Below are 14,029 nucleotides of genomic sequence, written 5' to 3' on the forward strand. Positions count from 1 at the left end.
TGGTTTTTTACTTTCACAGAAAGAGTATATCTCTTCCTATTCAAATGTTCTGATGAGCAATCCCACGCATTGATCACCAATATCATCAGTATTTCTTTTCTCTAATGTCATCTCAATCAATACTTTTTCAGTGATGTTATAGCTTACCTGAAGGTTACTTATTCCTTCATTACCTGATGTTTCAAATAAAACTTCTGACCTATCTTTTCTTAAAAGGCGCACATGTACCTTTCGATTCTCTTCACTTATAAAATCCAATAGGTACCCCTTTCCTCCGAAAAAATAACCACTGACAAGTATTTTTTTACCTGGAGTAACCTTAAACGCGTGTTTGCGCACAATTACAGTATATAGCTCGTTGTTTAAATCTTCCCGGTCAAAGATTTGATTACAATTTTGGCCATACGTTTGTACCGAAAAACTACAAACGAAAAGGAATAACGAAATGCCAATTAGTTTTTGGAATAATAACCTCATAATCTATCTTTTATTGTTTATTATACTTCTTTCGCAGAGCTAGCAAAACCATGAAAGCAACCAATACTTTCATAAGTAGCAAAACAACTACATTAAACTTCCATGATTTAACCTCCAGATTTGCTATCTTCTTATATGGCGCATATAAATGTGCTCTCCCAAATTCACAAGAGCTGGCATAAAATGCTGGTTCAAATTTCCTTATGATTTCATTATCGTTAATTGTATAATTAACGTATCGATTTCTTTTAAGAACAAGTTCTTTTAGTTTTCTATTTTCAAAGTCTTCCGAATTGTATAATTCACTTTCATTTCGCTTTAATGTTTCCGTCCTGATAACGTTTTTTACTTCCTTCAACCACAATACGATACGGTCCAAAAGGTTATAAAGTTCTAAATTTGTCATAGAAACTACATCGTTATCATTCAAAGGAAGAGTGTTATAGTAATTATGTAATTCATTAAAACTAGATTGAATGACATCATTACTATTGTAAAGTAATGTTTTATCATTACGCTTTTCAATAATAGTTTTAAGTTTTGGGATCAGGATATTCAAACAATAATCGGCAGAACTTTTCTTCAGATACAAGTCATGATAGTTGCGACTGTATAAATTCTCACTCATTTGAATATCAACGATTGCCTCATAGGTCCATCGCGAAACCATTAAATCTGCAAAAAACGGAGCGTACCTCTTATTGGCAATACTCTTGTGAATATCGTCAAAATCAAGAATAGCACCTGCTAATAAAATTTGAGGAATTAAAATGAAAGGAATTGCAATATATGTTGACAGTATAGAATTAAGCTTTATAGAGACATATAGTCCTATCATACTCATAACGCCTGATGCCAACCAGAAAACAAGGAAATATAACCAATATAAACCCTTAATTTCAATTATTGTATTGCTGATGAGCACATAAACACCTATTTGATATAGGTTAATAATGAGTATATAAGCAATTTTCGATATCAGGTAAGCAGAAGAACTTAAGTTCAAATAAGATTCTTGCTTCAATTGTCGTTTATCTTTATGAATTTCACCAACGCTATTAATCATTCCAAGAAACAAACTCACAATCACTCCTATAAAAATTAAAACCGGTAGGTTGATATTATCGATGAACTTGTAAGAACTTTCGTTATACCCTGAGGTACGAAGCAGAAAGCTGATAATTAATGCCAGAATCGGAGCTCCCGACAGGGTGAAAATAAAATATGAACGATCCGAAAATCGACTAATTATATTTCTTTTAAAATATATAATTACTTGTTTAAGGTATTTTGGAACCTCTGTTCCAACAGTTGGTAATGGTATACGATTAGGTTTTGATACGTTCTCAGAGTCAACATTCTTGAGATAAAGTTGATGCCATTCCGCCGGAGAAAAAACGCGTTCATTAGTTGAATTTCCTTTTCCATCAACCTTTTCATACTCAATTAAATCCATAATCTGCTCGGGATTATAATACCCAATCTGCATACTATCATCAATGGCAGAATCAATTAAGTTTAAGTGCTTTTTAAAATAACTGGCTGCATAGAAAGGTTCTCCAAAATAAACAGGATATCCATCTCTATCCATAATCACCAGCTTGTCAAATAAATGAAATATCTCCGATGTAGGTTGATGAATATTTATTACAACAATTTTACCTTGATCTGCAATCTCACGAAGCATATTAATAACCTGCAAAGCATCCTTTGAAGATAAACCAGAAGAAGGTTCGTCAACAAACAAAATCGAAGGTTCACGGATTAACTCTAAAGCGATATTTAGTCGTTTACGTTGTCCTCCACTAATAACTTTATCTACAGCTGTACCGACCTTTAAATCTTTCGATTTATTTAATCCCAATTCTATTAATAGTTGATCAACTTTAGCTTCTTTTTCTGTTTTGGACAAGTTATCACGAGATAATTGTGCACTATAGCATAGGTTCTGTTGCACAGTTAAATCTTCATTCAATAGATCAATCTGTGGCACAAATCCAATTTGCTTAAATAAGTCGTTGTTTTGTTCCTTTTTGTGAAGATTAATACCATTAATAAATACATCTCCATTATCAGGTTTGATTCTTCCACTTAAAAGGCTTAGCAGAGTAGTTTTTCCTGTACCACTTCCTCCCATAATAGAAAGCAATTCTCCTCCTTGAATTTTAATTGATAGTGGTTTTACTCCTTGAGTAGATTTTCTGTAATTATACGAGAGATCTTGAGCTTCAAGCTCTATTAAAACTTCCCGCCTTTGCATTACTTTCGACTTTAACTGCGAATACGAAACGACAATCTTGTTATTATTACTTATGATACCTCCTTTGTTCAACTGGTAAATACAATCTGAATTCAGAATATGTTTGTTCAGAAGAACCTCAGCATCTCCGATATATTTTAATACAAAACAATCAATCTGCGCAATATAATAGAACCATAACTTACCTTTTAGTTCTTCAACAGCAATAGTAACATAAGTCTTTGGCTGATGGTATTTAAAATTTCCAACAATCAGAAGATTCTCTGCCTTTTCAACAAGTGAGAAATTATTGGACAACATTGTTTTAACATCGTTACAAACTGCTTCATCGAGTTCAAAACTTGCTATTATTAAATTATTTAATTCTTCATAGCAATCTGCATCAATATTGTTTGTGTAGTTCTCCGATATAAACTGTAAATATTCAAAACAAGTGAATGCCAGCTGGAATTTTTGTTTTTGATTAATGTATTTTGATAATTCTACCAGTTCTTTCCTTACTTCCTCGCACCAGATCGAAGAGTCACTTTCAAAATGTAAAGGTAAGTTTGCTACTTGCTCGATATAATACTCAATCAACTCATATTTGGCCCTTTTAGTGAAATAAAATTCCAGGTAGGAATTTAAAAGTAGCGTAACATACCTTTCAGACTGGTTCTCCCTGCTCCTTTTCAGTAATACAAAAAGATCAACAATTTTAACAGCTGTATTTTTATCGAAATATTTCCCCATAGATTATTTTGTGTGATGCACCTTAAACTCAGTTCGTCGGTTCAGTGCTCTGCCTTCCGGGTTATCTGAACCATCTGGATTAGTATTTTCAGCTATAGGTTCATTCTCTCCTTTTCCAATCGCTATTAAACGATGCTTACTAATTCCATTGCCAGTTAGGTATTTCGTTACACTACCTGCCCGACGCTGTGACAACTTTAGATTATAATTCGATGTTCCCTGACTATCTGTATGAGATATAATCTCAATAGATAAGTCTTCATATTCAAGCAGCAACTTTAGTAAGGTACTGTCTAAATTTGCCTTGCTTTCTTCAGTTAAACTAAATTTGTTTGTTGCATAGTAGATGTTGTTCAAAATGATTGGTTGACGGGGAAGTGTTTTAACAGGTTCTGTTTTAATTACAATATCACTATCTGATTCCGCATTAGCTTCTAATGTTATTTCTTTATCCAATACTCCAGGATCATCAATGACGAGTTTTAAATTATAGTCTATCGGTGCTAAATATTCAAACCTGCCATCATCGTCAGTGTGGATTTTATCTATATACACATAATCCATTGTATCCTTATTTATGAAAACATTAAGTGGAATTTTGGACAAAGGCATTACACTATCCGGCTTTTCAATCGACAAGTGAGACATCTTTCCGATTTGATATCGGGTTTGCATTAACTGACCTTTCACTCTGCGCTTAGCATTCAATTGCCTCTGCCAGCTATATATATTGTCACAACAGGTTTCATTAGTTAAATAAAGAGGAGATGGCCTGTTCGACGTTATAAAACCATAATTACCTCTATTAGCTATATAAAAATCCTGATCATCGAAACTGGTGTTAATCCCTAAACCAAGATTAACAGGTGTTTGCCAATTGGTGGTCTCACCCACTGTTGAAAAAACATCAACGCCACCCAATCCTATCCATCCATCCGAACTAAAATACATGGTATGCGTCGAAAGGTCATAGTACGGTGTTATCTCAGAACCAGATGTGTTTATATAAATACCTGCGTTTATACACTTTGTATAGCTTTTTGTATTGGTGTCATATATGCTATACCATATGTCTGTCTTACCGTATCCACCCTTCCGGTCTGATATAAAATAAAGTACTTCCAGATCGGGGTCATAACATGTACCAATAGTTGGCTGCCAGGTCGAATAATATTCGAGATTGATATCTGATGTTAGCTTTTCAGGCTCACTCCAATGATTATTATTTAACTCAGTCACATATAATTGATAAATGAGTTGGCCAAAAGAGTTTTTCATGGCCTTTGAGAAGTAAAACCGCTTCTTGTCAATTGAAAAGCAACCATCACCAGTATGTGCATTTTCAAAATTAAAGAATGGAGCGTTGGCTTTATCACCTTTTATCCAATGGTCACCTGTTAATTCACTCTTATAAAAGTGAAACCGGGGATTTTCTTCCTCATTTTGAAATTGTATCTCATCCTGAATACAGCTTCCATAAACCAATAAACTATCATTAATTAGAAAAGGATTAAGCTCCTTGTGTTTATTATTGACACCAGCCTCAAGTAAATTAAGCTCAAATTTGGAAATCGAATCTTTCAATGATATGGCATAATCGCAACTTTCTAATAAAACGTCTATCGAATATAAATCACTCTTATTTGAATTTCCTTTTCTTGCTTCTGATCTAATTTTACGCAATAACTGTTTGGCTTCATCATAACGACCATCATGCATGTAGCATTTCGAAATAAAAACCTTGGAAATAGTTGCTGTTGGTTCATTCGCTTCCGTCAATTTTTGATATAAAGTCAAAGCTTCTTCATAATCTCTCAATTGATAATACGAATGCGCCAATTGCAAAATATTCTCAGCTTTGTCAGGATCACGATTCAGAATTTCAGAATAAAATACCATTGCTGAATACATGTCGTTTTGGCTTATTGCACTAGCCGCATAATCACTTAATTCCCATTTTTTTAATTCATCAACCTTATTCTGTTGACAAACAGCAGAGTAACCAAATCCTGCAAATATAAGTATGAGAATGATTTTAAGAATTAATGACTTACCCATGGAACTATCGTTTTTCGTAAAACCAAAGCAGGTCTTCTGATGATGAATGTGATCTCAAAAGCTTGATTATGCACATTCCCAACTTTTTTATTGATATTAAAATCGCCAGTCAGCATTGCTGTAAACATTCTTTTCTCAAAACCCAAAACAGCAATCAATGAATTGGCATCAATCTCCTCTCTGAAAGCATAATAAGCACCAAAAAAATATCCTTTAGCGCTGTCCAAACCAAAATCTTTATTCACTTGCATACTTGAACCAACCATAAAGTAATTGATTGAACTTTGATGACTGAATAAAAATCTTGGTGTAAAATGAAATTGATTATTGGCATAGTTCTTATAAACTACATGATAAATATACCTCTGACTAATAGAACTTTTGATGTCAGTTAAATGATAGGAAGGAGAATTTAAATGTCGTACAGAAATCCCGGTACTAAGATATGATTTGGACATTTTATAACTCCATACCAATCCGGCATTTACATTTACGTAATCAGAGTTGTTTTCATCAAAGTTTTCTGAAATTGGAAGAGAAGTATCAAATCCCCCTGTATCACGATTGTACTGCTCAGGAAAACTGAGGTGATCGTACGAAATAAACATGTTATTGTATCCAACTTGAATTCCCAAACCTAAACCAGATCTTTCACTTACACTTAATGCTGAAGCAAATGAAAGATTAATGGATTGTTTAGGAAAGTTACTTGCTAATGAACGGTCGTATGTATAGCAAGCTCCAACACCTATTTCAGCACGTTTAATTATTATTTGCTGATCGTAACTAAGTGTTCCTGATATTACATTTTCATTAAAATAATTTCCTTGTACGTGTGTATTACTTACTATTCTGAATTTATCTTCATGTTGTCCGGTATATGCAGGATTTAAAACTAAGGGAGAGGAATAATATTGGGAGAAATATACACCTTGAGCCTCGATTTGATTCATTATTGAACAGATGTACAATATGAAGAACAGCTTCCCTAATACGATGGATTTTTTAGTACTGATAAATTTTGTAGATATAACCATAGGCAACATTAATCAATAGCTAGATTTGATATTTTATCATATCAAAACCCTTATCAGCACAATTAACTTAACTGATTAGGAATTATAGCAATTTTTAAAACTCTATAAATTCATCATTCTGCAAGTAGAAGGATTTTTCTACCGTTTACTTTTAAACGTGGACTATAAAACAGGTCACTCCAACCACCTATAAATCAATCAATATTTGCAAATACGTAACGAAATTTAACATTTATATCTAACAAACACAAAAATTTGTTAATTTTTTTAAAGTTATTTTTTGAAGGGAGATATTCTTATAAAAAGAACAAAACATCTGAATTAATAGATAATATAAATGTTCATTATTGTTATATTACAAACGAATAAAACCAATTTCTGGCTATTATCTACATAAGTAACAATGCAATTAAAAATCTCTAGTAATACCTGTGCCGATATAAAGGCATAAAAAAAGTCCGAAATATTTTTTTCGGACTCCTCATTCATCTTAGAATAAAATTATTTAGCAGGTTGTTCGTACTCGTAGTTTACCATCCAGTTGATACCAAATTTATCGGTAAACATTCCGAATAACGCACCCCAAAAAGTCTTTTCAAGGGGCATATTTATTTTACCTCCGGCAGACAAGCCATTAAAAATGTTTTTTGCTTCATCTTCACTCTCCGTATTAATTGATATGGATATATTATTACCAATTTCACATGGAGGTCCGAATGCTGGTGACGCATCACTCCCCATCAAAACTGTTTCTTTACTTATTCGTAAAGAGATGTGCATTATTTTATCAGCCTCTTCTGTTGGTAATGGTTGTTCAGATGGCATGTCCTTAAATCGTCCTAAATATTCGAAATCACCACCAAAAACACTTTTATAAAAACCAAAGGCTTCTTCACAATTACCTTTGAAGGTAATGTACGGATTAACTGTTGCCATAATCTTTTAATTTTAATTTCTATTGATATTATTTAGACCTTTTAAAAATAAGTAATCACCAGCAATAAATCCAGTCTTAAAAATAGTCTTCTGTCATTTGAGTTTATTAATCATTGCTGCTAAGAAAAAATATTGAAACAGACGTTAAATATTTATTAAAATTGGCAACATGAAAGACAAATAGCATGAAGTAAATTTTAATTTCCAATTTAATTTTCTATTTTTATTACAGACTTATATTTACTATTAAACCTTTTCAATATGAGTACAAGAACAATCACATTTAATCAACTCAGGAAGATTAAAGATAGTCTGCCTGATGGAAGCATTCATTCAATTGCTGATGAGTTAAACCTCGACGTAGAAACAGTAAGAAATTACTTTGGCGGCGCCAACTATGATCGAGGGAAAAGTGTAGGGATACATCTCGAGCAAGGACCGGACGGTGGAATTGTAGAATTAGATGACACAACTATCCTGGATATGGCCCGCGACATTATTGAAGGCAAAAAGCCTGTTATACACAGTTAAAATCTAACATTAGTATAAAAAAAAAGCGCCGATTGGCGCTTTTTTTATGTCTTTATTTTATAAAACGTTCACGGCGCTGCAAATTTAACAAGCCCCAAAGAGCTGCCACGGAAGCTACAATTAACCAGGTTCGAATATGTTTTTGTACTATGCTTACCCAAACCGTTTCGCTCATTCCAGATGGTAATTCAAATGGGTTTAGAAAGATATTCCAGGGGCTTGCCTCCAAAAACCCGTTTAAAATCCAAACTAACAGACCAATAAGCACCACTATTACAGCTGTACCGTTTCCATTTTTCACCACTGTACTGAAAAAAAAGCCTAACATACCAAATAGCATAACAGGCACCATAAGCCTTAAAGTCATCTCCCATATAGGTACATTTATGAGAAGAACACTACTCAGGTTGGTCATCAGAAAGATAAACCAGAATACCATGAAAAAGGCCATACACAATCTGACCAGCCATATTTTATAGCGGTAATTAGGAATACCAAACAGTATCTCAAGAATTCTGGCATCTTCATCATTCTGTATACCATAAGTAGTTGGGAAAAATATCAGCAGGAAGGCTGGGAACATCAATTGAAAATAAACGCCCTCCACACTCACTGAATCTGCAGCGAACAAACTAATTGAGGTTATCAGCAGATAAAAAATCAATGATGCACCCAGAAAATATACAAACTTGTTACCAAAGACAATTTTTAAGTTATACCTGATAAACTTAATTAGCAATCTTAGTTTGGATGGATTTATAAATGATGTTTTATTCATTCTTTTCTCTGTTATGTTTTAACAACCATATATAGGCATCTTCAAGAACAGCACCAACGCTTTCAGCATTATCCACTGGACACTGATCGGACAAACAGCGTACCTTGATATGATTACTGTCTCTCATATGATGAACAATCAGATGTTCCTTATTGATTGCATCAAAATCATCAGCATGAACATCGAACTGCCAAACTCTGTTATCAGCGATTTTAACCATTTGTTCCGGTTCACCCCAATATTTCAAATCTCCCTTACTCATAACAGCCACCTGATTACATGAGCTTGAAATATCTTCAATAATATGAGTTGAAAACAGTACAATACGTTCGCGACTTAACTCAACCAAGAGGTTTCTGAACCTGATCCTTTCACGCGGATCTAGTCCGGCTGTTGGTTCATCAACTACAAGTATTTTAGGTAAGTGAAGCAGAATCATTGCAATACCAATTCGTTGCTTCATACCTCCTGAAAATGATCCGATTTTGTCATCTTTACGTTCCCACATGTGTACTGACTTAAGCACATACTCAAGTCGTTCTGAACGAACAACATCTTCTGCAATACCCCTAACAATAGCCTGGTAGTCCAAAAATTCAAATGCTGTCATGTTTTCGTAGGTTCCAAATTCCTGAGGCAAATAGCCAATCATACCTTGTAACTCTTCGCGATGCTCAGCAGTGTCAAATCCATTAATGTACACTTTACCGTAACTCTGTTCCAGAATACCGCAAATGATTCGCATTAAAGTTGTTTTACCGGCGCCATTAGGTCCAAGCAGTCCAATCATTCCGGTTTTAAATTCCAATGAAATTCCTTTTAATGCCTTAAAAGGTGTTTTCTGTTTTCCAATTCCCGGTATACTTCTCAACATCCGGTAATATGTGCGTCTCCAACCTGAAAAACGCCCAGTGATACGTTCTATATTTACTCTCTCTTGTTTTAGCTTCTTCCCTGATAAAACAAAAATAATCAGGATATACCATACTGATCCTGCAATAATAGCCAGTGTGAAGGCATCCCAACAAAGTGTTAATAATATTGACCCTAATAAAGGATAAAAATACTTGAACCCCTTTTGTATTCTCAAATCCCACTTTAGGTCTTTATTTATATCTTTATTTCTCCAGAAAATGGCCAAATCATTATATATACCAATAAATACGTAGTAATTAAGAATGGTAAAGATCAAACCCCAAAACGCAGTTTCCAGATAATACCATGTGAAATATACTGCAAATACAAGCAATGGAATTTGCCACACCAATTTCTTAATCAGATAATTTTCCGGTAAGGATTTTTTCTTTCTTAATTCGGCTTGCTTAACCAGTCTGGCTTTATATTCACGCAAAAAACGACTATCCCGATCATAGATCTTGACCAGATTTCTAATTGTGATACTAACTGTATCATCCTGATCTATTAACCTTAAGCTAGCCATTCGCAGTGATGATTTGATGAAATACACAACTGTAGGAATTCCACTTATAATCAAAACTCCATATAACAATTGCCAGGCAAACGACGCATCCGAAAATAAGTAAACCAACAACAATCCGCCTGTCCATCCTCCATAAATAACAAGTTTTAACCACAAGGATAATCCACGCATCCATGATAATGCTGAATCCATTCCAAAAGCAAAAGTTGGCATAAAAACAAGCGTAAGTATTGTACTAAAACTTAATCCGCCAATTACAGTAATCGCAAATGGAGCTCCTAATATTCCAACGTATTCAGATTTACCCATGGCTAACGGTAACATAGCAATTATTGTAGTGATAGCTGTTATAGATATTGGCCTAATTCGTGAAATACCAGCTTGCATTAATGCGCGCGCATGATTATGCCCTTCTCGTTGTAACTGCCGTGAATAATCTATCAATAAGATTCCGTTATTGACTACAACTCCAAGTAAAATCAAGAAGCCAATAAAAGTATTGATATTAAGCAATGAGTTACCTGTCAACACCAGCGCTAATAAAGATCCAATTGCTGCCAGTGGTACTGAAAAGAGCATGACAACAGGTGCTGTTAATGATTCAAAAACAGAAGCTAAGATCATAAACACCAACAGCAAGCCGATTAAACCCAAAAATTTAAATTCAGCAAACATATCCTCTTCATGCACCACCTTTAAAGAAACTTTTGAAGAAACCGGTATTGATGCTACTAATTCGTCTACTTGCACTCTGGCATCTTCCAGCAAAGTTTTAGAGTTATTTACTTCATCGGTAAAGCGATAAGTCACCTCGATTTGCTTCTCTTGGTTAACTCTTAGTATTTCTGTTCTTCCCGAAGCATAGTTAATTTCAGAGAAATCACGTAATGGCACAATAGCACCCTGATTATTGGTTACATTAAGTTTCTCCAAGTCTCCCATTGTTTTAGGAGGCGTCTCATCGGGTTGATCATCATCCACAGTCCTCATGATAATATCATAAGTTTCGTCATCAACTTTTAGCTGCCCACCTGAACTTACCTCAGATCGAAATGTAAAAAGCTCTGATACAACATTGGATGGTGATATATTCATCATGCCCATTAAAAAGGCATCCATACCCAAATGTATTTCAGGGCGTCTGTTTGCTGATGAAACTCTAACGCGTTGCAGGTTATCGACGTTATTCTCCAGGTAATACTTAATATCGTTAGCTACCATTAGCATCTGATCATAATCCTCACCTTTAATAACCACCTTTTCTTCTTGTTCACCCAAACCCAGAAACATCATCATACCCATCCCGGGATTCGATCCAAAACCACCACCGCCTCCCATAGCAGTCGATGAACTTTGCGATAAGCTTATTTCTCCACCTTCAACCTCACTGATCCGTTCCTGAATATCAGATCTGATTTCAGGTATTGTTCTTTTAGCAATACTTTTATAGTCCTCCTGCAGTTTTATAGAAACAGATGCCTCCTCTTCATACACCTGAGTAATGATATCTTCCTTTTCTTCAAGCGACTCCAGTCGTGTTTCGATTTCACGAACCACCTTATCTGTGTTGGATAACATTGATCCGGCAGACATTTCCACACTTATTGTGAACTCAGTTGTTTCTGCTTCTTGTTGCGTAGTAATACTCATGCCAATACTTACGAGCAACACCACAAAAAACACTAAGAGAATTCCTATAATTGTTACAGCTGGTTTTCTTAATGTTGCTTTAAGTAACAGGATATAATATTGTACGAGTTTATTGTGTAAATCGAGTTTTTCTAAAGCACTAATACGATGTCGAACAATACCAGACAAAAACAAATGCGATAGCATTGGAATTAATATCAACGCTACCAGTAAGGATACCAAAAGGGTTGAAATAATTGAAACACTGATGTGCTTTGCTATCTCACGGAAAATCATCTCCTCTGAAAACACAAAAGGTAAAAACACCGAAATAGTAGTCAGGGTTGCAGCTGTAACCGAACGCCAAACTTCCTTTGTTCCTTTGACAACACAGGTTTCCCCATCATCGCGTCCAAAAGAAGCTACACGATAAATGTTTTCCATCACCACAACACTATTATCGAGCAGCATACCAATGGCCAAGGCTAATCCAACCAAAGTGAGCATGTTGATGGAAATATCAGATGCAAAGAAGAAATTAAATGCTCCATAAACCGATAATGGTACCGATAGCATCACCATTCCAACCAAGGGAATGTTATTCAGGAATATCCAAAGCACAAATATGGCCAAGATGCCTCCTACAAAAGCAAGTTCAATAATGGCATCCAGGTTACTTTCCATTGTTTCGGCCTGATTGGATACAACTACCAGTTCAATACCTATTGCGGCATAATCAGTATTGATAGATTCAATTTGACGGAGCATATTATCAGACAACTCAATCATATTAACCTGCGCATCTCTGGCAATGGCCAATGATACAGACTCTAAACCATTTACACGGCTGTAGGAATCATCTTCCTTAACACTAAAGTTAATTTGAGCTATATCCTTCAGTAAAACAGGCCCATCAGATTTAACAATAATATTTTCAATATCGCTGATATGAGTATAATCCGCCTCAGCTGTTACGTAATATTGCATTTGCCCTTTTACGACCTTACCAGCAAACACTTTCTCATTCTGACCTGATGTTATCAGTTGCCGAATTCGTCCACTGGTTAGTCCGTAACTATCCAAAACATCCTGCCGGGTTATGATCTCAACTGATTTTTGTCGCCCACCAGATACTTCTATCGATGATACTCCGTCAACACTCTCCAGCTTGCTCTTGATATCCTGTTCGACCAGGTTACGAATTCGATCTACACCTCCTTCTCCTCGCACCTGTACGGTCATAAACTGGCTATTGACCTGATCTATATCAGCCTTAAACACCTGAGCAACCATTGTTTCAGGCAATACCCCGGATGCTCCTTCAATTTTCTCAACCAGTTTTAGATAACTGTATTTGACATCAACATTACGGCTCAGATAAACAAAGATCATCGCCTGACCGGGTCTGACCCTTGTTTCAATCTTCTCTATTCCTTCCAGTGTACTTATCAATCCTTCGATTGGTATTGCTCCTTCCTGCTCCATATGCTTCGGGTCGAGTTCTGTAGTTGCTCTCACCTGAACAAACAATAAAGGATAATCTGTATTAGGCAACAGCTCAAATGATAATTGCCTGTAGGATATCACTCCTAACATAGTCAGAGCAACAAATAACATGCTGACAAGTACTTTTCTATTGATTAACTCTCTCATACCTGTCAATGCTAATTTGTACGCCTAAACAGTTGATCAAAAACATAGTAGACACAAGGTATAACCACCAATGTGAGTAATGTTGATGTTACCAATCCACCAATTACCGCAATAGCCATTGGAGCTCTTAACGCTGCACTATCTCCGAAGCCAAACGTTAAAGGCAATAAAGCTAAAATGGTTGTTATACTTGTCATTAAGATTGGTCGTACGCGCTGTTGACCTGCAGCGATTACCGCCTCCTTTAATCCTAATCCACTGCGTTTATACTGATTAATGGCATCTACCAATATTATAGAATCGTTCACTGCAATACCTGCCAGCATCACAATACCAATGTAAGCCATAATATTAAAAGTGTGCCCTAATAAATAAAAGGCCCAAACCGCTCCTACACCTGCTAAAGGTATCGTTAGTAGAATTGTAAAAGGATGTAATAACGATTCAAACTGCGATGCCATTACCATATAAACCAATACTATTGATAGTATCAAGGC

9 protein-coding genes are annotated in these 14,029 nt (G+C 35.3%); 1 reads left to right on the forward strand and 8 read right to left on the reverse strand.

Annotated elements, in window-relative coordinates:
- Positions 1 to 36: 36 nt before the first annotated feature.
- The 5 genes from AC4MRQ_RS13180 to AC4MRQ_RS13200 form a co-directional block, all read right to left on the reverse strand.
- A complete protein-coding gene (locus AC4MRQ_RS13180; protein ID WP_491198146.1) occupies positions 37 to 477 on the reverse strand; it encodes a hypothetical protein in 441 nt (146 codons plus the stop codon).
- Between the two features lie 10 nt (positions 478 to 487).
- A complete protein-coding gene (locus tag AC4MRQ_RS13185; RefSeq protein ID WP_491198147.1) occupies positions 488 to 3,469 on the reverse strand; it encodes an ATP-binding cassette domain-containing protein in 2,982 nt (993 codons plus the stop codon).
- Positions 3,470 to 3,472: 3 nt separating this feature from the next.
- The gene (locus AC4MRQ_RS13190) at positions 3,473 to 5,527 is read right to left on the reverse strand and encodes an OmpA family protein (RefSeq protein WP_491198148.1); all 2,055 of its coding nucleotides are present in this window, start codon (positions 5,525 to 5,527) and stop codon (positions 3,473 to 3,475) included.
- Entirely contained in the window at positions 5,512 to 6,573 is a 1,062-nt protein-coding gene (locus tag AC4MRQ_RS13195; protein ID WP_491198149.1) for a PorP/SprF family type IX secretion system membrane protein, read from the reverse strand. The genes AC4MRQ_RS13190 and AC4MRQ_RS13195 overlap by 16 nt, the downstream gene beginning before the upstream one ends.
- 492 nt (positions 6,574 to 7,065) lie before the next feature.
- The gene (locus tag AC4MRQ_RS13200; RefSeq protein ID WP_491198150.1) at positions 7,066 to 7,500 is read right to left on the reverse strand and encodes a VOC family protein; all 435 of its coding nucleotides are present in this window, start codon (positions 7,498 to 7,500) and stop codon (positions 7,066 to 7,068) included.
- 261 nt (positions 7,501 to 7,761) lie between these two features.
- Between AC4MRQ_RS13200 and AC4MRQ_RS13205 the strand changes: the two genes are divergently transcribed.
- Positions 7,762 to 8,031, forward strand: coding sequence for a DNA-binding protein (locus AC4MRQ_RS13205; protein ID WP_491198151.1), 270 nt, complete (start codon positions 7,762 to 7,764; stop codon positions 8,029 to 8,031).
- Between the two features lie 52 nt (positions 8,032 to 8,083).
- Here the strand turns inward: AC4MRQ_RS13205 and AC4MRQ_RS13210 are convergent, their stop codons facing one another.
- The 3 genes from AC4MRQ_RS13210 to AC4MRQ_RS13220 all read right to left on the reverse strand — a co-directional run.
- Complete coding sequence (locus AC4MRQ_RS13210) at positions 8,084 to 8,809, reverse strand: hypothetical protein (protein ID WP_491198152.1); 726 nt, start codon at positions 8,807 to 8,809, stop codon at positions 8,084 to 8,086.
- A complete protein-coding gene (locus tag AC4MRQ_RS13215; RefSeq protein WP_491198153.1) occupies positions 8,802 to 13,532 on the reverse strand; it encodes an efflux RND transporter permease subunit in 4,731 nt (1,576 codons plus the stop codon). Before AC4MRQ_RS13215 ends, AC4MRQ_RS13210 begins: the two co-directional genes overlap by 8 nt.
- 11 nt (positions 13,533 to 13,543) lie before the next feature.
- Positions 13,544 to 14,029 (reverse strand): efflux RND transporter permease subunit (locus tag AC4MRQ_RS13220; RefSeq protein WP_491198154.1); only part of this gene is annotated, 486 nt, incomplete at its 5' end.

It is taken from the genome of Carboxylicivirga sp. (assembly GCF_982718395.1).